We start from the raw sequence: 19,998 nt of genomic DNA on the forward strand, positions 1-19,998 counted from the left end.
AGGCAAAGTTAGGGCAATCTACTCAGTGGTGTTGCTAAACCGTCAATGCTGACAAGATTTTTCTGCTGTTGATATTCTCGAACTCCCTCTTCGCCTTTTTTACTAGCCCAGTTTACTAAAGTCTGACGCTGACCTTGATATTCATAGAGTGGTATACCAAAACCACAGGAGGTCTGGATTTTTTCAATGTCAGCGACGATAATTTGACGAGTTCCAGGTATCGGCAAAAACAGAGAATACAGCGAGTCCCAGTCTGGAGAACTCGGTAAAATCGTGGTTCCTTGACCGTAAAGACGCAGGATACACGGAGGTTCTTGAAAGGCACAAAACATAAATGTTATTCGCCCATTTTCTTGCAAATGGGCTGATGTTTCGTTACCACTGCCTGTAAGGTCTAAGTAACCTACTCGGTTGGGAGAGAGAATGCGAAAGCAGTCCAAACCTTTAGGAGAGAGGTTAACATGGCCAGTAGGACTCAAAGGTGCAGAGCCCACAAAGAAAATGTGTTGGGCAGCAATAAAGTCTTGCTGTTCGTCAGTAATACAGTCAAACAATTTAGACATAGACTGTCTGAATTTATATTTGCAAATTTCTCATATTCCCAGCCTATGTCTTAGCTAAGAATCTAGCAAGGACTAATTGTCGATGTGTGGAGAATGGGGAGTGGGGAAAAGTGTTATTGTCTGATGTATCGACTAGCCATTTGGATAGCATCAGCGATATCGACATCACCATCGCCATCAGCATCCAAGAAGGAATTCAATACAGGATTTCCGCCAGCTTGGGGATTCTGGGTATTAGCACCTGATTGGAGAAAATTTAGTACCAAAGGTACGGCTAAAGGCAGCAATTGTTGAACTATACCAGCATCTAATCCAGTCCGTTGGGCAGCAACTTCAGCTACCTGCTGTTGGATTTCAGGAGAAAATAGCGAATCGACGGCTTCGGGGTTGGGAGAAGTACCAGCATATTGACTGACTAGATTTTGTGCGGCTTCATTACCATCCGTGGCTTGTTTGTCTTGTAGTGTAGAACGCACTTGACCACCGACGATTGACAAAACTGATTGGATGGTAGAAGGGTCTGCACCTGTGCTTTGGCTCAACTGCTGTACAGTATTGATAATACTTCCCAGTTGACCTAAACTGCCCTGTTGATTGGGATTAGTGACAGCACCAAGAATTTGATCGAAAAGTCCCATAAATTTGTTTCTCTCTTTGTTCTCAAAAACCTTGTCAAAACTGGTTTGGAGTTTTTTATGTACACTGACTTTTATGAGTCTACTAAAAGATTAGAACACTTAAAATTTCAAAAGCTACTAGCTCAAGGATGAGAAATCGGTAAAGCGATACTTGCGGTGGGCAAAGCGATCGCAAACTCTGTTCCTTGATTTAACTCAGATTGGCAGGTAATTTTACCCTGATGTTTTTCTACCACAATCTGATATGCGATCGCTAGCCCCAAACCGGTACCAATGCCTCGCGGTTTGGTTGTAAAAAATGTTTCAAATATCTTTTTCTGATTTTCTCGTGAAATACCAGAGCCGTTGTCTGCTATTCGCACGATCGCTAAATCATTCTGACAGCCTTCTGTAATAATAGTAATTTCAGCTAAAAATTCGGGATTCTCAGCCAATTTTTCCTCTAAGGCATCAATGGCATTGCTGAGAAGATTCATAAATACCTGATAAAGCAAACCTGTATAGCCTGGAATCGCTGGAACCTCTCCATAGTTGCGAATTAGGCTAATGCCATTCTTCAGGCGATTATTGAGAATCAACAGTGTACTATCTAAACAAGCATGTAGGTCTACTAACTGTGCTTCACCATCATCTAAGCGAGAGAAATCTTTCAAACTCCGCACAATTTCTCGCGTGCGGTCAGCGCCAACTTTCATTGAGTTGAAGAGTTTTGGTAAATCTCCTTCCAAAAACTCTAAATCAATTTCTTCTGCTATTGTTTGCACTGCTGCGGAAGGGTGAGGAACTTCAGCTTTATATGTTTGCAATAAGGTTAATAGGTCGTCAGTATAGGTTTTTGCATGTACGAGATTGCCAGAAATGAAATTTATCGGATTATTAATTTCGTGGGCTACACCAGCAAGCATCCGTCCTAAACTAGACATTTTTTCACTTTGAATCAGTCTAATTTGGGACTCGGCTTGTTGTTCTTCTAAAAGGTGCTTCACCTGTTGGATAAGTTGATTAAGGGAGCTAGTTAAAGCCCCTACTTCATCTTGTGTAATTACAGGTGCTTGCAAATCAAAATTAGCTTCTTGAGTAACTCTTTGGGCAATATTTGTCACCGCATTGATGGGATAGGCGATGATTTTACTTGTGTAAAAAGCTAAGATAGCTGCGATCGCCACTGACATCAGCATACTACCAATAATAATCTGAGCTTGGATTAACGCAGCCTTTTTTTGAGCTAGATCAGCCTGTTCTTGGCGTTCTTGAAGTGTTTTAGCAAAGTCGGCTAACTCATGGGCAAACTGATAAAACTTGAGAGCATCCTGACTTTGGCTGAATGTCGAGATTAATTGCTGTGCTTTTATCGCTCCCTCTGGCTCTAAACTTAATGGTAAAATTTTCCGAATCAGCCCCCTGAGTTGTTCAAAATATTCAGCTATTGGGCTGTTATGTTTTGTGAGGAGAGCTTGTAAATCTCTTTGTGAATTAGTTTGACTAAATTCCTGCACTTGAGAAAGCAACGTTTCGGTTTCAGCTAGATCGCTTTTAAAATTAGAAACTCCCCTTTGCAAAGCTTGCGACTGCTGCAAAAAAGGCACTATTTCTTGTTTGTGGATCTGGATTTCCAACAGTTTGCCTTGCAGACTACTTAACAAGCTTCCTTCTTCATCTATCAAGATCATCTGTTGTCTAGCTTGTTGAAAATAGCGATCGCCTATTACCAACCCAGCCGTTGTTCCTAAAACTGCAATTCCCAAAGCTAGTCCATACCCACAAAAAATTTTTTGCCGAATACTAAGTCGGTGGAATTTTTGTTTAAGCCAGTTAAAGTATCTTAATTCAGGTGTCGCAATCATGATAAAACTCGCTGTTGAATTTTTTTAGTCGGTGTTTTTTCATCAAAAACAAGAAATCCAGCCGCAAGTCTGTGAGAACACATCTGATACAAAATGCGCTCTTAGTCTATCAAAAGTTGCTTTTTTCTACCCTAGCGAAAAATACTGAATTTATGAAGATTACCAGTATCTACTTACTGAATTGACTTGCTGCATCTCTCTTTAAAAGCCCCGTCCCAAGGTAATACCACGTTGGACGAGGTTTCAATCCTCGTCCAACACACCAGAGCCAATACACTCTTATACCCTTAATAAGTAATTAGGCGGACGCGGACATGATATGAGAGATAGTAATCGCAGGTGGTGAGTCAACTTGACTAATGGGGGCGGGTTTCATGTCGCGGTAGTCCAGGAGTTGGACTACGATGAGGTAAGCGATCGCTAAAATCACCGAAATCGCACCTGTAAGAATAGCAATTAATTTTGAACGTTCCATCATTCATTATTTCCTGTAATACAAGTAGAATAACTGTATTGAGTCATCGATAAGAATTGCGATGGCTACGCCCACGCTTCGCAAAGCGTCTCGTAGAGAAGGCATCGCTATGACTGCAACCACAAAAAAATTTACTTTTGCAGAGTATCTTCAGTATAACGATGGCACGGATACCCAATATGAATTGATAGATGGAGAATTAATTCCCATCAGCCTTGGCACTGGCAAGCACGGTGGCATCTCCAAGTTTTTAGAACGAAGCTTTGATAATGAAAGTGCCAAAGTTGGCCAGAATTGGACAGCACAAAAGTTTTCTGTCGGAGTGCGATCGCCACAAGAGGGACGCTGGGACACCTCACGAATTCCTGATGTAGTAGTATTACCAACACAGCAGTGGGAAGCACTTTCTAATCGAGAAGCTGTAATCGAACTCAACGAAACTCCCCCCATATTAGTGGTAGAAGTCGTCAGCGAATCTACACAAACCACAGACTATCGCAGCAAACGTTCTGAGTATGCTGTTCGGGAAATTCCCGAATACTGGATTGTTGACCCGATTCAAGAGATAGTAACAATATGCACCCTAGTAGAAGGGTTCTATGATGCTGTTGCATTCCGAGGACAAGAACGCATCATCTCTTTTACTTTCCCACAGTTGGATTTGAGTGCCGAACAAGTCTTGGCAGGACGGAAGTGAACTCTCAATTACTACCGATGTGCGATCGCTAAAAGACATCTGCGCCTATATAGCGGTTCCCATTAGACATCTCCAGAAATTAAAGATGCGTTACCCATAACCCTTGTAGAGACGTAGCACTGCTACGTCTCTACGTTCTTTTTCGGAGATGTCTAATGGTAATCTGTGGCTGTAGTTCGACAATGACCCTTTGAACCCCATCTTTGAACTTCTGAGGCTCAACGATGACCTTCTGAACCTCGAAGTTGCGCCTTTTATCCTCGAAGTTGCGCCTTTTATCCTCGAAGTTGCGCCTTTTATCCTCAAAGTTGCGCTTTTTATCCTCATCGTTGACCTTCTGAGGCTCAACGATGACCTTCTGAGCCTCGAAGTTGCGCCTTTTATCCTCAAAGTTGCACCTTTTATCCTCGAAATTGCACCTTTTAGCCTCAACTAACAAATATATCTAACCATTCCTGAATTTACAGGGGTGAGCGTGTAGTAAAATTTGCTCACCTCTGTAAAGTGGAACATGGCTTTAGACTTCTCCGGTCAAAATCTCCGAGGACGCAACTTCAAAAGTAGACAAGACCTTGCGGGTGCAAACTTTAGCTATGCCGACATCCGAGGGGCAAACTTCATCAATGCTAATCTAAGAGGGACAAATTTTAGTCATACCAAAGCAGGACTGCAACGCCGATGGGCAATTTTCTTAGTCTTTGTTTCATTATTATTGTCGGGACTGTCAGGATTTATCTGGGCTGTCAATGGTTGCTTAGTGTTACTGATATTTAGCTCAGACAGCAATAAATGGATTGCGGGCTGGGTTGCTTTAATCATATTGATTACCTTTTTCTTCATCACAATTTGCCAAGGAATAATAGCTGGTTTAGGAGCCGGAGCCGGAGCCATAGCCTTAGCTGGAGCCGTATCTGGAGCCGGAGCCATAGCCGTATCTGGAGCCGGAGCCGGAGCCGGAGCCGTAGCTGGAGCTATAGCCGGAACCGTAGCTGTAGCCATAACCGTAGCCGGAGCCATAACCGTAGCCGGAGCCATAACTGTAGCCATAGCCGTAGCTATAGCTGTAACCTTCGCCGTATACTTCGCCGTACACTTTGCCGTAGCTGGAACTGGAGCCGTAGTCTTCGCGATAACCGGAGCCGGAGCCGGAGCCGGAACATTATTTAGTATCTACATCAGCTGGCGAGCTATGAAAGGAGATCAAAAGCACTTCTTAATTCGCAATTTTGCGATCGCTTTTGCTGCAATAGGAGGTACAAGTTTTCGTGGTGCTGATTTAACCAATGCTGATTTCACCCAAGCTACGCTCAAAAGTACAGATTTCCGAAACTCTATCCTCACTCGTACCTATTGGCATGAAGCCAAAATGCTTGACTGTGTTCGTCCTGGTTCAACTTATCTCCAATATTCACAAATACGTCAACTGCTAGTTACAAGACACGGACAAGACAACAACTTTGACCGTCAAAACCTGCGGGGTATCAACTTAAAAAAAGCTAACCTAGCAGATTCCAGCTTTATTGGTACCGATCTCAGTGAAGCCAACTTGCAAGATGCTGATTTGTCAAGAGCAAAGCTCAAGCAAACGCAACTAGACGGCACAAATTTAACAGATGCAACACTCACCGGCGCGTACATTGAAGATTGGGGCATTACAAATACAACTAAATTGCATGGGGTGAGGTGTGAATATATCTTTATGCGCTTACCCACTAAAGAAGACCCCGATCCGCTCCGCAAACCTGATAATAAACAAGAGGTATTTGCAGACGGGGATTTTACCGATTTTATTCAGCCAATTTTTGATACCCTCGACCTTTACCATAATCAAGGTATTGACCCCCGTGCTGTTGCGATCGCTTTCAAAAAACTCGCCGAAAATCATCCCGAAGCCGAGTTAGAAATCGTGGCAATGGAGAAACGCGGCGATGATAAAATCTTGCTCAGAGCCAAAACTGCCGCAGGTAGTGATAAATCTCAACTAAGTGCCGAGTATTTTGATGATTATAATCAACTCAAAGCTTTATCGCAGAGTCAGCAATTATTGCTGGTAGAAAAAAGCGATCGCATTCGTAATTTAGAAAATATGATTACAACTGCACTCCAGCAGCCGAAATTTTATACCGAAGGAGATACCATCATGTCTGATATCAGCGGCATCAATATACAAGGTAGCAGCAATGTCAGCGGTATCGCTGGTAATAGTTCCGTTGCTAATCTGGGAACCATCAGCGGTAATGTGAGTATTGCCCTCAATCAGTTACCTGATGCAACCGATGCCGAAAAACCCGGCATTAAAGAATTGTTGACGCAGTTGCACGAAGTAATTGCACAGTCCTCAGATTTGCCAGAAACAGACAAAGCTGATGCATTGTTACAGATAGAAGCTTTAGCAGAAGCAGGTAAAAATCCTCAAGAACCCACCAAGCAAAAGACTGCAAAAAATGCAATCATCATGTTGAAAGGGCTATTTTCCGGTTTACCTGCGATCGCATCCCTAGTTGAAGCGACTAATAAATTATTGCCTGCGATCGCAAAACTATTCGGTTTGGGATAAAAAATCCCTAAGCCTTTAATACCTGTTGCGCTGTCAGTTTTAACTCAGGGAAAGTCCAGCAATTCTCAATTTAAGAATTGACAAGGGATTGAACGGTAGGCAATACTGCTCGCTTTGTGGATTTGTAACTCGGAATTGGGTAAAGGGTAAAGGGTAAAGGGTAAAGGTTTTTTCTTTCCCCTTCCCCTTTTCTCCCTTATTCCCCTCTCATACAAGGCTGTAAAACTTGTTTACATCGGGACTGCCTTTTGAACCATTAGCACCTGCGCTAGAGAGCAATCATAAGCAGTGTTGTATAGGCATTATCTAAAAAATTGATATTGTTAAGTTTAGTGTGTGGGATAATATTACTTCACAAAGGAAATTATACCTAAGTATAGTTTGTATGGATGTTAAATCTCAGGATACACAAACGAATACCACTGAACAATTAAACTCAACTAAACTGCTATTTCATAGCAAGCCATCTGTAACTTTTTCGGTAGCAGAGGCAGTGGTAAAAATCCTGGGAGATATGGGCGTGAAGTATGCCTTTGGTGTATCGGGAGGTGCGATCGCTCCAGTATGGGCTGCCTTACACCAAAGTCCCATGCAGGTGCTACACTTTCGCCACGAAGCTGGAGCAGCTTTTGCAGCGATTGAGGCGTATTTTGCTAGCGATCGCCCAGTTGTGGTATTCACGACTACAGGGCCGGGGATCACCAACACTTTGACGGGCTTATTGGCTGCCCGTTGGGAGGGTGCTAAGGTGATTCTCGTGTCAGCTTCAACCCCAGCATCACAGCGGGGACGTTGGGCGATCCAAGAAACTAGTACATATACTATGCCCAGTGCAGGTATTTTTACTTCAGGGCAAATATTCCATTACGCGACGACTCTCGAATGTAGCCATGAACTTCCAGAGATTTCTCGAAGGCTTGCCCTGGGATTGGCACAACCAGGAGGATTCGTCGCCCATCTCAGTATCCCGACAAATATCCAGACAAGTTCCTTAAAAACTTCGTTACCACGAGTAAATCTCTCTCGTGCGATCGCCACAGTCAGTGAAGAAACAATCGCAGAATGTGTCCGTTTACTCTCAGAAGGCCCCTTTGCCATCTGGGTCGGTTTCGGAGCCAGGGGTGCAGCCAAAGAGATTCGCCAACTTGCCGAGAAAACGGGGGCTGCTGTCATCTGTTCACCACGAGGTAAGGGTATCTTTCCCGAAGACCATCCTCAGTTTGTTGGTGTCACTGGCTTTGGTGGACATCAGTCAGTTTTAAAGTATATGCAGGAGCAACGTCCAAGACGCGTGCTGGTTTTAGGAACACGCCTTGGTGAATTTACCTCCTTTTGGAATCCGGCAATGATTCCCTGGCAAGGCTTTCTGCATGTTGACATCGACCCAGAAATACCGGGAACTGCATATCCATCTGCCGAGACTTTCGCTATCCAGTCCGACGTGAAAATATTCTTGAAGAACCTGTTGAAGAACTTCAGAGAAAATAGCGATCGCTCAAGGACAATAATGCTGCCTCGATTGCAACGCGATGTCATCAAACCACGCATGACCGGTTTAGTGCGACCAGAACTGCTGATGAATATGATTCAACAAGTGATTGTTGATGGCAGCGATGCAGTAGTAATGGCAGAGTCAGGTAACTCATTTGCTTGGGTAATTCATCTACTGCGATTTACCACACCAAATCGTTATCGAATTAGCAACGGATTTGGTTCTATGGGGCATTTTGTCACAGGCGTAGTGGGTGCTGCTTTAGCGCGGAATGGTAAGGCTGTTGCTATTGTCGGAGATGGTGCCATGCTGATGAACAGTGAAGTAAACACAGCTGTAAAATATCAAGTTCCTGCTGTCTGGATTGTACTCAATGATGGGCGCTACAACATCTGCCAACAGGGAATGGTGTATCTAGGGTTTGAAGCGGATGCAACGATTCCACAGGCAGATTTCGTCAAAATTGCTCAGGGAATGGGAGCAGAAGGTATTCGGGTGGAAAGGGAGTCTGATGTTCAGGTAGCACTAGAAAAAGCGATCGCAGCAAAGGGGCCATTTGTGATTGACGTAATCATTGACCCTACCCAGATCCCACCATCCGAAAGTCGCAATCAGAGTTTAATGTCACAAGTCGCGACAAATTATTAAAAGCTAATCATATATGGTTTATTCTTCAGTAGGTATTCGCTCACTTGCTTTGAGTCTTCCCAGTATCAGACGCACAAATGACTATTACATAGAAAAATACCCTGAGCTAGTTACTTTAGCTGAACAAAAAGGCTTTGCAAGATTGTTTTCGCTCACTGAGTCTACCCCCAGTAACGAGTTTGATCGGGAGATGTTACCTTACCTGTCAGATCCCTTTCGCGGTACTACTGAGCGATGGGTACTTGGATCTGGTGAATCTTCCCTGACACTAGAATATCGTGCTGCGATCGATGCCCTCAATGCGGCAAAGCTTTCTCTTGAAGACGTTGAACTTATAATTGTTGCCTCAGTCTGGCCGGAACAAATTGGATTTGGCAATGCCGCCTTCCTTGCCCGCCAACTAGGTTTTCAGGGTGCTGCCTGGAATCTTGATGCAACTTGCGGAAGTACTCCGGTTGCTCTTCAAACTGCCTGTGCCTTGGTCAAAGCAGGAGAATATCGCAATGTGCTAGTAGTCATTTCATGTACGTACTCCCGCTTTTTTGACGATGATGATACCTTCCGGTGGTTTACTAGTGATGGTGCTGGGGCTTTTGTTGTTGGTTCACTAGAACCTAATCAGGGTATCCTTGGCACAAAGACCGTTCATACTGGTGCATTGTGTGAAGTTCTCTTTGCTGAACTCACACAAGACGAGCAAAAAAATCCGCGAATCCGTATGCAAACGGGTAAGGGCGCAAAAGCTTTAGGTCAAACAGCAGCAGAGTTTCTTCGTCAATGTTGTGAGGGTGCTGTTGCTGCTGCTGGTGTAACCCTCGAACAAATAGACTTTTTTCTTTTTAATACACCTACGGCTTGGATAGCAAGCTTTTGCACGCACATACTGGGTATTGACCCAAAGCGTACAATCAACCTTTACCCTCAATACGCAAATATTGGCCCAGTACTCACTGTGGCAAATTTGTATCATGCTGCACAGTTGGGCAAGATTCGTGAAAACGATCTGGTTCTCATTTATGGTTCTGGGGCAGTGGGTGTTGCCTCTGCAAGTGTGATGCGCTGGGGAAATGTAGCACTGGGTTCTGATCCCCTGAATAAAAATGACTCGACAGTAGAAGCTGCTGAAAATAGGAGCTTTCTTTCTTGTTAAAATTCTCTATTAAAGCTCAATACGCTTGGGTTAAGGGCTACTGGCAACAATTTTGGTTTTTATAGACGCGATGAATCGCCGTCTCTACAAGTGTTTTAGGGTTATCTGAACTGTATTGTATTAAAGCCTAGAAGGCATCTTTAAAAGATAAAAATGCAAAAACAAATTTTAGCAATAGGAATTTTTTTATCTATCTTGTTTCCGTTTAAAGTCTCGGCACAAAATTATAGCGATATTTATGTCTTCGGGGACAGCTTCTCTGATACAGGTAATGTCTTCAATGCCACGAATGGAGCTATTCCCCCAAGTCCCACCTACTTTAATGGACGTTTTTCTAACGGCCCAGTCTGGGTAGAATATCTCGCATCTGATTTAGGGTTAAGTTACAATCCCAAAACTAACTTTGCTTTTGGTGGCGCGACTACGGGAGATCAAAACATTGGACTAGCTACTTTACCTGGATTACAACAACAGATCAACAGCTTTACGTCGGCAAATCAATTTGCCAACCCAAATGCCCTCTATATTATTTGGGCTGGTACTAATGATTATATTAATTACTTTTTCGGTACAGTTCCTAACCCTACCCAGGCAGTTACAAATATATCAAAGGCAGTAAAATCGCTAGCTGATGTGGGCGCTAGAGATATTATGGTGGTTAATTTACCCAGCTTAGAGAAGTTTCCAGTTACAGGCGGCAATACTCAAATTTCCAGCTTATTTAGCACTTTTACATCTGCCCATAACTCCAGCTTGGCCAACAATCTTAACTTTTTGAACCAGCAACTCAGCCCCGATATAAATATTATTCCTCTTGATGTTAATTCTCTATTCAATAGAATCATTGCACATCCAGCAGAATTCGGATTCACGAATGTGATTGACTCTTGTGTTGGAAATTTGTCAGTGATACCTATAAATATTTCCACGAAGCCAGTTACCTGTACTCCAAATCAATTTTTATTCTGGGATCAAATTCATCCAACAACAACTACTCATAAGCTAATTGGAGACTTAGCATTTTCAGTACTAAATAAATCGTCTGTACCTGAACCTTCTGTTCTATTAGGGTTATTGGCATTAGGTACTTTAAGTGCAATTTCGTCAATAAAATATAGATTATAGATATAGGAATCAAACCGGATTCCTGAAAAAATCTAAGTATATGTAGTGGCATGGCAAGCAAAAAAATAGTGCATGAGACGTATGTTGGGTTACGCAAAGCCTCCAACGCCACTTGCTACAACGCGGGGAACCCGCGCAACGCAGTGGCTCCCCAACCTACAATTCTTTTGTTTGATTCTGACCGGAGGCGGAGCGTCTCCGGCTCCGCTCCTGAATTCTGACTTCTGAATTCTTCTTCAATCATAATTCAACAGCTCCTAAAATTTTTAGCGTAGATTTCTGAGCTTCAGTCAAACCGAATACACCAGTGATATTCATGCCCTCATAGGGACTTTCGCTTTTGAGAGTTTGCAAGCATTTAGCTGTTTTGATATCCCAAAGCTTAATAGTCTCATCTTCACTACAACTGGCTACAATTTGACCATTGTAACTAGAAACAACTGACCAGACCCACCTAGTATGTCCTAACAAAGTTCTAAGGCATTTACCTGTGCTGACATCCCACAGCTTTACTGTTTGATCGCCACTGCTACTAGCAAGCATTTCCCCATCTGGACTAAAGGCAACTGAGTATATGCAGTTGGTATGTCCCTGTAAAGTTTTAAGACATTCACCTGTGCTAACATCCCACAGCTTGATCGTTTGGTCTCCACTACCACTAGCAACTATGCGACCATTTAGACCGAAAGCAACTGCCCAAACCCAGTCAGTATGACCCTCAAAAGTTTTGAAGCATTGACCAGTGTTAACATCCCACAGCTTTACTGTTTGGTCATGACAACCACTAGCTAAAACACCACTATTAGGACTAAAGGAAATAGACCATATTCTACCACTATGACCCTGTAGAGTTTTGAGGCATTGACCAGTGCCGACATCCCACAACTTCACCGTTTGGTCATCACTGCCACTTGCAAGAATATGGCCATCGGGACTAAAGGCAACTGATGTAATTCTGTTACTATGTTCGTGCAAAATTTTGAAACATTTACCAGCGATCGCATCCCATAATCTTACAGTTTGATCTTCACTGCCACTTGCAATAATATGATTATCAGGATTAAATGCAACTGACGTAACCCGATTACTATGTCCTCGCAGAGTTTTGATACACTGACCAGTAGTAGTATCCCAGAGCTTCACTGTTTGATCATTACTGCCACTAACAAGAATCTTACCGTCCCGATTGAAAGCGACTGACCACACGCCATTGTTATAACCCTGTAAAGTTTTAATGCAACGACCACTGTTAATATCCCATAGCTTAACTGTGTGGTCATCACTGCTACTAGCAAGAATATTACCATCTGGACTAAAGCTTACTGACCATATCCGATTACTATGTCCCCGTAGAGTCTTAAGGCTTTTGCCACTGCTAATATCCCACAGCTTTATTGTATGATCGTCACTGCCACTAGCAAAAATTTGACCATCTGAACTAAAGGCAACTGAGTTTATTAAATTCGTGTGTTCTTGCAAGGTTTGAAGACATTTGCCAGTGCTAACATCCCACACTTTTATTGTTTGGTCATGACAACCACTGATTATGATCTGACTATTAGGACTGAAAGCAATTGAATATACCCGACGCGTGTGTTCTTGCAATGTTTGCAGGCATTGGCCACTGCTAACATCCCACACCTTTATGGTTTGGTCTTCACTGCTAGAAGCAAGCAACTGACTATCTACGCTAAAGGCGACTGACTGAATTCCACCAGTATGACCTTGCAGTGTCCGCAGGCAGCTTTGAATGTTGAGATCCCATAGCTTTACTGTTTGGTCTTCACTGCCACTGACTAATATTCTACTATCCGCACTAAAGGCGACCGATCTAACTCCAGCGTTATGACCTTGCAAAGTTTTAAGACACTGACCAGTGCTGGTATCCCACACTTTTATTGTTTGGTCGTTGCTACCACTGGCAAGAATCTGACCATCGTGACTAAAAGCAACCGACCAAACCCAACCAGTATGACCTTCACAAGTGAGAAGTTGTTGACCATCGACAACATCATACAAGCGAATTTCTCCATTGGTATCACCTGTAGCTAAAAGCTTTCCACTAGGACTAAAGGTTACTGAAAAAATACCACCAAAGGTTTCCACAAAAACAGACTTAGCTAAATTTGCCTGTGCAAAATTTACGTTGTGCAAATTTACATTCCGCATGTCTGCTTGTAAAACAGTTAAATTAGAAAAATTATAGTTACTTAGATCGGTCTGCATCTGACAGAGCAGATTGAAAATATTGCCCCCTGTATACCCTGGTTCTAGTGGCGATGTTTCTCTTAAATTTCTTAAAATTTGAGTTAAGTGATTTTCGATGTTTCTTTTGCTTCTTAAAGCAGTAATCAGCCCATTTATAACTGGTTTGATGATGAGACGAACTTGAGTATCTTTCACATAGTCTTTACCTGTTGCCTTCATCAGAGCATGACGCCTGAATAAATCAATATTCTGAGTGACAATCTCTTTGCATAGTTCTTCTATCAAGCGATTAGTAACATACTCCATGACCACAGGCTGGAGTGTAAAAAGCGATCCAGTTTTTTCTGTGAGCGTAGGCGTAGTCTTCTCGATTAGCGATCGCCTTCCTAAAGATTCTACAGCCTCTAGTAATTTAGCTTGCGGTATTGGTGATGTAATATCCTCTCGCAATTCTGACAGTGTAATTGACTCCCGATTTATCGCTAGCCAGTACATTATGTCCTTTTCTAAATCTGACAAACGCTCAAATTGCTGCTCTAAAATATCGCGAATTTCGCCAAAAACAGCCGTCTCTTGCTGCAAAAAGTCCGTCATGTTACCATCAAAGATATCTTTAATGGTTGTAGCAACTATCTTTAGGGCTAATGGATTGCCTGCATAACGTTCAATTATGACTTTCCATTCATCCTCTGCTGCCGATAGCCCTTTGAGTTTTAAGATTTCTTGCCCTTCTGCTACCTTTAAGCCACTCAGTAGTAGGGAGCGAACAGGTAGTGCTTGTCCTTCTAGCAATGCTACTTCTTTAGGTTTTTCACGACTAGTGAGCATTAAGCAGCTTTGATGAGTTGCTTCTCCGACGCGTCTTAAAAGCTCACCATATTCCTCATATCCTTCAGGGTAAAGTCCGGCGCGGCTACCACTGCGGAGAATTGACTCTGCATTATCAAGGATCACTAAACAACGATGATTTTGTAGATAATAGAGTATTCGTGATACGCGATCGCTAAAGCTTTCTGGTAAATTACCTTCTGTTTCCTGCTCGTCAGATAGAAATTGGATTAGATTACCTAGAATAATTTTAACAGGTGGAGCTTCTCGTAGCGATCGCCAGATGACATACTCAAAGTTGTCCTGAATCTGTTGAGCAAGCTTTACAGACAATGCCGTTTTCCCAATGCCTCCTATTCCCAAGAGTGCCACCAATTGACATTGTTCATTGAGAATCCATTCTTCTAGCGTAGTCAGTTCTTCTGTACGTCCATAAAAAACTGAGTTAAATATGGCTTCTCCCCAATCTAGACGAGTATTTGAGCTTAAATAGTCACTTTTATCTATTTTTAAGTGAAAAGCTGAAAACAGCTTTTCAATAGTCTGTTTATCAACTCCTCCTTCCCGATTCAATACTTTCGAGATGGTAGCGGAATATAACCCAGAGCGTACACTGATCTCTTCTAGAGTATACCTGTTTCCAAAATTTTCTTTTGCTTCTGACTGATGCTTTGCGTCCTTAATTTTTTGTAACCCCTTAGTAGTAAGTGCAACGCCACGCTTACGTCTCCAATTTTTTAAAGTCATGTATTAACTCACTGTTCGCGTAATCACTTTTAATTAAAAGGAATTATCTAATCTAATAGGGTGCTGTAGATATGAGTTCAGGAATGCTGAGTGCTGATTAACTCCATAGATAAATCTAGGGGATTGAAGTAAGGACGCATTAAATATACTCTACGCACCTCGAAATAAATGTGCATTTGTTTTTCCATACCGAATGCAGTTGCTCTCAGACATGAGTGTGCTGTTTCGGTGATAGCTTTCTCAGTAGGAGGTAAATCCTATATAGTGATTTACTCCTTCTGCGTCCTGCCTCCTTTAATACGTGTAGCGGTAGCTATTTAATACCTTTGATTTTAAGTAAGATATTTGAGGCGTAAAGCTTAAGTTCAATGTCAAAATCCCGATTTTCACTGGTAAAGACAGTTTGTAATTGGCAATCTTGGTAAGGAAAGTTTGTATATATCTAGCCTAATCAATCAATGAATAAAGCTACTGCACTTAAATTTCCCCATTTGCCAACCTCTAATAAAAAAAGGGCGCTGAAGCGAATTACCTTGAACTTGCCATCAGATGAAGCCCAAAATCTTGAAAAGTATTGTGAACAAACAGGTAAATCAGCAATAGATGTGATTCGGGAACTAATTCAAGCCTTGCCTTGACCTGAATTTTCACAGCCTTGTCTGAAAAGTTATTCACTCCTCACTGTGCAACTCAATCATTGTTATCATACCATCTTGTTTTCGGCGTGCTGCGATCGTTGACGGCGAGCGTAGCACACCTTCGCTAAATTTTTACGTGCCTCTGAATTATCACAAAAAATTACCACTTCTTAATTTAACATCTCCGATTCAATCAAATTCTCATGCTTATATCTTAAGAATGAACCAAAGTGATATGGCTCACAAATATGCTTTGATTTCGTCAGTGGCAAAGCTCGAATGAGTTCTCGAATCACATCCGTTGCAATACTTTTCGGGTTTTGGGAGAAAGGGGAAGGGGTAAAGGTCAATTCAAACCCTTACCCCTTCCCCTTTAACCTTTCCCCAGATCAAAATAGAGATTGTTGGGTTTATCCGAAAAGTATTGACATCCGTTGCTGGTTTACCTGTTTGTTGGCAATCACAAAGTCGCCGATGTTCAAAACAAGGGTAAGGGAATTCAAATGCACTTCGCAAAAGAGATAATTTCTAAAATTCTCCGTATTTATAACGTCATCTATCATTAAAAGTAGAGATTTAAACATTATTAAATTAATGCCATTTGTTTATAAAATTTAAATTAAGTGCTTCAAATATTACCATCTATAAATTTAATTTTAAACTCGTTTTAGTCACCTTAATAACTCAGATTATGGTGACATTATAGCTATTTATATCATTCTAATTAGATTCATCCTTAAAGCTTAATTGCAATCAATCTAGAATTAACAATTTTGAAGAAAGCCTTAACCTAAATTTGTACTAACTTTAACTAAACCTTTGCTTATGCTGTATGCCTTAGGTAAGAAGATTGTGTAGTAACTATAGCAAAACACTGTATTCCTATCGGGTATTAGATGTATTGCTGCCATTAACCCAAAGCTAGCAATCAAATTGGAGGTTTTTACAAGTTGCTGTTTACTGCATTAAAGATTGGAGATTCATGAAACTGCAACTGCTCCAATTACATATACTCTGAGCCAAATTAACTGGAGCGTAGACATACAAGACGCACAGATGATGCTTGCATAGCAGAAAACTAGGTGTCTACGCCCACAGCATGACATTTGCATATTTTCTGTGGAGTTTTCTTAACTATTCTTGAGGAGTACAAATGCTTGAGGCTATTGCTGTTGCTTGGTTATTACTGTTTTTTGGGGATTTTCTATCTACATTCGTTTACCACGTACCCGAGCATGTTTTTGGTAGCCTTCATTTAAAAACGCACCACTCCTGGAAGAAGGACTTCCGCCACTACGCTATTTTAACTTTTAATCCCCAGGTTCTTTTAGATGGTATCTTGGGAGCTTTGCCTTATGTACTCATAGCAGTAGTCTTGTGGTCTTTCTCTCCCATTGGCGTGATTTCTGGATTACTGCTTGGTCAGTTTCATGTATGGTGGAGACACATAAGTGTACTGGGTTGGCAAACTTCAAAGCCGATAAATATTTTATGCCAAATTCTATTTATTACTACTCCTGAGAGGCACTGGTTACATCATCACAAAACTAACTTAGGTTTTGGTGATATTTTTACGTTCTTTGAACAACCAGCACAAATGTGGCTACGCTGGCTACGATTGCTCAGACTTCGTTTTCGCGACTCTCGGATCTAACTGAAACTATTGCTTATCTAAATACTTTTTAAAAGTACAAAAAGAAGCTGCGATCGCAGCTTCTTTTTATACGCTAGATGAGATTATTCAACTCTCACAAATCCGCTCACCTACATACTCAAAAAAGCTAATCCCCAATTTCCAAGTAGTAGCAATAAGAGATATTAATTAACTATAGATTTAACTCTATGCTTTTCTCTAATTATAGAGTATTTACTTATAGGTTTTCGATATTTTATCAAACAGTAAGCGAGTTACAAGGGCTTCAGAATGCTTCTGACAGTGAGTTTAAAGGTATTTGCTACCTGCAATTAATGCTTTAAGAACTGAATCTTTGTTCAGAATGCTTCTGAACAGTGAGTTTAAAGGTATTTGCTACCGCTCAACTTCACTGTTATATCGCTAATGTTTTTGGGAAAACTAGCCTTAATTAGTAAATTATTATATCCCTAGATTTTTATGACGATTTCTCTCTTTTGTGGAGATGCTAGGCGTAGTTTGGTTATCGGAAGGGGTCCAGTCAATACTTTTCGGTTAAGGGAGAAAGGGGAAGGGGTAAAGGTAAATTCAAACCCTTACCCCTTCCCCTTTAACCTTTCCCCAGATCAAAAGAGAGATTGTTGGGTTTATCCGAAAAGTATTGGGGGTCCAGTTCCCTTGATTACCGAAAATTTGCAACCTGCTCTTGATGAGGTGTTTCATGCCCGCAGTTAGCCTCAGAAAGATTCTCAACAAAAAAGAGTTGCCATCTCTCCTTCATAACTTGGTTTACCAGTTCAACATCGCCGTTGATATTGAACTGGTAGACGGCACGAAACTAATTAGCATTGGGGAGCAAACTGCCGAAAACCGATATCCAATCGAGGTGTCAGGAGAAATCATCGGTTGGGTTGTTGGGGGAGAACAGGCAACTCTACTTGCGACTTTGCTCTCGTTTTTAGCAAAGCAGGAAGCTGAGAAGAAAGTACTTGCCAAAGAATTGCTGGAGCGATACCAAGAAATTGATTTATTTGATGATATCTCGACTCAACTCACAACAAGTTTAGATACGCGACAAATTGGCCAACTCGTGCTTCAGGAATTAAGTCAATTAATTGAATCTTCGGCGGGGATGATTCTGCTACTGAGTCCAGATGCAACTGCCTTTGAAATCATTGCTGAATTTGGAGTGTTTTTTGACCACAGCCAGCCGGAACCAGGGAAGGGAATTATTGGCAATATTGTGCAATCTAACCGAGCAGAACTGGTCAATGATGTGCAAGCCGATCCGCGATTAGATGGGCAAAAAAACGTTAGTGCGATGATTTGTGTCCCGTTGCGAGCCAAAGAGCGGGTACTGGGAGCGATCGCCATTGGCACCCAAAAAACCGACTCCTACAAGGCAGAACACCTGAAACTTGTGAGTATCTTTGCCTCTCAAACAGCGATCGCTATTGACAAAGCTGTGCTTTACGAGCAAAGCACTCAAGCAGCCCTCCAGGCAAAAGCCCAAACACAGAAACTTCAGCAAGCTCTCCATGAGTTGCAATTAGCCCAAACTCAGTTAATCCAAAGCGAAAAAATGTCCAGTTTAGGGCAACTTATTGCTGGAGTTGCCCACGAAATCAACAACCCGGTTAACTTTATTTACGGCAATTTAAAGTATGTTGCCGAATATGCCCAAGACTTGTTACACCTGTTGGCAAAGTATCAAAAAGTCCTACCTGTTGCTCCTCCAGAACTGGAATCAGAGTTAGACAATATAGACCTGGAATTTATCATGCAGGATCTCCCCAAACTCCTAGATTCAATGAAACTGGGCACAAGTCGCATCGTCGAAATTGTCCAATCCCTGAAAAACTTCTCCCGCCATGACGAAGCTGAAATGAAAGCCGTCAACATCCACGATGGCATCGACGGCACACTAATGATTCTCCACCATCGCCTGAAAGCAGATGTTCGTCGTCCGGCAATTGAAATTATTAAAGACTATGCAAAACTTCCCTTCATTGAATGCTATCCCGGACAGTTGAATCAAGTGTTTATGAACATCTTGGCAAATGCCATTGATGCTTTGGAAGAAAGTATGGAAAATTGGGAAGTCAAAAGTAGTCCCCAGTCCCCAATTCCCATTACCCCTTATCCCCAGAGGGGGCCCCACCTTCCCCAGTCCCCAGTCCCCAATCCCCAAATCACTATTCGTACCAAAGCCATTGACCACCAGTGGATTGTGGTTCGCATTGCCGACAATGGCCCAGGTATGAAAGAGGAAGTAATTCGCCGTATTTACGATCCCTTCTTCACCACAAAAGATATTGGTAAGGGAACTGGGTTAGGCATGGCAATCAGTTATCAAATTGTTGTAGACAGACATGGGGGAATGCTCAAGTGTCGTTCTAAACCGGGTGAAGGGACAGAATTTTGGATTCAGATTCCGATAAATTGTCTGTTGTCAGACGCTACTGAAGAACAGAATAGCACCTCTACCTCGCCAACTTCCACAACGGAATTATCCCCCACTGCTGATAACGATGGCTTCATTCCATCAACAACTCCAATACTGAAACCGACAGATTTGTTGATCCGCCATACTCAACTGATCCAGCGACTCTCACAGCACAATCCAGATGTGGAAGGTGCATCGCCCGATGAAATTTACCAGATGTTTCAACGCCACCCAATTTCGTTAAAGCTTTACGCCACTTTGCTGTCTTGGTTCTGTTGTTCTAACCCTACCGAAATACGTCACTAAAGA

The 19,998-nt window shown here is 42.1% G+C and carries 14 protein-coding genes; 9 read left to right on the forward strand and 5 right to left on the reverse strand.

The annotated features are described in order from the left end of the window. Positions 1-8: 8 nt before the first annotated feature. The 4 genes from FD723_RS16845 to FD723_RS16860 all read right to left on the reverse strand — a co-directional run bounded on the left by FD723_RS16845 (position 9) and on the right by FD723_RS16860 (position 3,523). Positions 9-563, reverse strand: coding sequence for a pyridoxamine 5'-phosphate oxidase family protein (locus tag FD723_RS16845; protein WP_179066348.1), 555 nt, complete (start codon positions 561-563; stop codon positions 9-11). A gap of 113 nt (positions 564-676) precedes the next feature. Further along, entirely contained in the window at positions 677-1,201 is a 525-nt protein-coding gene (locus tag FD723_RS16850; protein WP_179066349.1) for a DUF937 domain-containing protein, read from the reverse strand. 122 nt (positions 1,202-1,323) lie between these two features. Further along, complete coding sequence (locus FD723_RS16855; RefSeq protein ID WP_179066350.1) at positions 1,324-3,045, reverse strand: ATP-binding protein; 1,722 nt, start codon at positions 3,043-3,045, stop codon at positions 1,324-1,326. A gap of 298 nt (positions 3,046-3,343) precedes the next feature. Next, on the reverse strand, positions 3,344-3,523 hold the full coding sequence (locus FD723_RS16860; RefSeq protein WP_372743832.1) for a hypothetical protein: 180 nt from the start codon (positions 3,521-3,523) through the stop codon (positions 3,344-3,346). Between the two features lie 58 nt (positions 3,524-3,581). On the opposite strand from FD723_RS16860, the gene FD723_RS16865 reads away from it, so the two are divergent. The 6 genes from FD723_RS16865 to FD723_RS16890 all read left to right on the forward strand — a co-directional run bounded on the left by FD723_RS16865 (position 3,582) and on the right by FD723_RS16890 (position 11,189). Then, positions 3,582-4,217, forward strand: a complete 636-nt coding sequence (locus FD723_RS16865) for a Uma2 family endonuclease (protein WP_256874843.1) — start codon at positions 3,582-3,584, stop codon at positions 4,215-4,217. Between the two features lie 190 nt (positions 4,218-4,407). Next, a complete protein-coding gene (locus FD723_RS16870) occupies positions 4,408-4,653 on the forward strand; it encodes a hypothetical protein (protein WP_179066351.1) in 246 nt (81 codons plus the stop codon). A gap of 75 nt (positions 4,654-4,728) precedes the next feature. Next, positions 4,729-6,774, forward strand: a complete 2,046-nt coding sequence (locus FD723_RS16875; RefSeq protein WP_179066352.1) for a pentapeptide repeat-containing protein — start codon at positions 4,729-4,731, stop codon at positions 6,772-6,774. A 385-nt stretch (positions 6,775-7,159) separates the two neighbouring features. After that, the gene (locus FD723_RS16880) at positions 7,160-8,914 is read left to right on the forward strand and encodes a ScyA-related TPP-binding enzyme (protein ID WP_179066353.1); all 1,755 of its coding nucleotides are present in this window, start codon (positions 7,160-7,162) and stop codon (positions 8,912-8,914) included. A gap of 13 nt (positions 8,915-8,927) precedes the next feature. Beyond that, on the forward strand, positions 8,928-10,064 hold the full coding sequence (locus FD723_RS16885; protein WP_179066354.1) for a 3-oxoacyl-ACP synthase III family protein: 1,137 nt from the start codon (positions 8,928-8,930) through the stop codon (positions 10,062-10,064). Between the two features lie 153 nt (positions 10,065-10,217). Further along, positions 10,218-11,189, forward strand: coding sequence for an SGNH/GDSL hydrolase family protein (locus FD723_RS16890; RefSeq protein WP_179066355.1), 972 nt, complete (start codon positions 10,218-10,220; stop codon positions 11,187-11,189). A 240-nt stretch (positions 11,190-11,429) separates the two neighbouring features. Here FD723_RS16890 and FD723_RS16895 read toward each other — a convergent pair whose 3' ends face one another. Beyond that, complete coding sequence (locus tag FD723_RS16895) at positions 11,430-14,972, reverse strand: NB-ARC domain-containing protein (RefSeq protein WP_179066356.1); 3,543 nt, start codon at positions 14,970-14,972, stop codon at positions 11,430-11,432. A 458-nt stretch (positions 14,973-15,430) separates the two neighbouring features. On the opposite strand from FD723_RS16895, the gene FD723_RS16900 reads away from it, so the two are divergent. From FD723_RS16900 to FD723_RS16910, 3 genes are all read left to right on the forward strand, one after another. Then, a complete protein-coding gene (locus FD723_RS16900) occupies positions 15,431-15,610 on the forward strand; it encodes a CopG family transcriptional regulator (RefSeq protein WP_179066357.1) in 180 nt (59 codons plus the stop codon). 1,153 nt (positions 15,611-16,763) lie between these two features. Beyond that, the gene (locus FD723_RS16905) at positions 16,764-17,264 is read left to right on the forward strand and encodes a sterol desaturase family protein (protein ID WP_179066358.1); all 501 of its coding nucleotides are present in this window, start codon (positions 16,764-16,766) and stop codon (positions 17,262-17,264) included. Between the two features lie 700 nt (positions 17,265-17,964). Next, positions 17,965-19,995 (forward strand): ATP-binding protein, encoded by a 2,031-nt coding sequence (locus FD723_RS16910; RefSeq protein WP_179066359.1) that lies wholly within the window; start codon positions 17,965-17,967, stop codon positions 19,993-19,995. Positions 19,996-19,998: the final 3 nt, after the last annotated feature.

The sequence above is a fragment of the Nostoc sp. C052 genome (assembly GCF_013393905.1).
Classification (GTDB): domain Bacteria; phylum Cyanobacteriota; class Cyanobacteriia; order Cyanobacteriales; family Nostocaceae; genus Nostoc.

Bases quoted from the DNA above. Each gene is read 5' to 3' on its own strand.
- FD723_RS16850 (WP_179066349.1), bottom strand. From the start codon at position 1,201: ATGGGACTTTTCGATCAAATTCTTGGTGCTGTCACTAATCCCAATCAA.
- FD723_RS16865 (WP_256874843.1), top strand. From the start codon at position 3,582: ATGGCTACGCCCACGCTTCGCAAAGCGTCTCGTAGAGAAGGCATCGCT.
- FD723_RS16910 (WP_179066359.1), top strand. From the start codon at position 17,965: ATGCCCGCAGTTAGCCTCAGAAAGATTCTCAACAAAAAAGAGTTGCCA.
- FD723_RS16860 (WP_372743832.1), bottom strand. From the start codon at position 3,523: ATGATGGAACGTTCAAAATTAATTGCTATTCTTACAGGTGCGATTTCG.
- FD723_RS16855 (WP_179066350.1), bottom strand. From the start codon at position 3,045: ATGATTGCGACACCTGAATTAAGATACTTTAACTGGCTTAAACAAAAA.
- FD723_RS16900 (WP_179066357.1), top strand. From the start codon at position 15,431: ATGAATAAAGCTACTGCACTTAAATTTCCCCATTTGCCAACCTCTAAT.
- FD723_RS16875 (WP_179066352.1), top strand. From the start codon at position 4,729: ATGGCTTTAGACTTCTCCGGTCAAAATCTCCGAGGACGCAACTTCAAA.
- FD723_RS16890 (WP_179066355.1), top strand. From the start codon at position 10,218: ATGCAAAAACAAATTTTAGCAATAGGAATTTTTTTATCTATCTTGTTT.
- FD723_RS16885 (WP_179066354.1), top strand. From the start codon at position 8,928: ATGGTTTATTCTTCAGTAGGTATTCGCTCACTTGCTTTGAGTCTTCCC.
- FD723_RS16845 (WP_179066348.1), bottom strand. From the start codon at position 563: ATGTCTAAATTGTTTGACTGTATTACTGACGAACAGCAAGACTTTATT.
- FD723_RS16880 (WP_179066353.1), top strand. From the start codon at position 7,160: ATGGATGTTAAATCTCAGGATACACAAACGAATACCACTGAACAATTA.
- FD723_RS16905 (WP_179066358.1), top strand. From the start codon at position 16,764: ATGCTTGAGGCTATTGCTGTTGCTTGGTTATTACTGTTTTTTGGGGAT.
- FD723_RS16895 (WP_179066356.1), bottom strand. From the start codon at position 14,972: ATGACTTTAAAAAATTGGAGACGTAAGCGTGGCGTTGCACTTACTACT.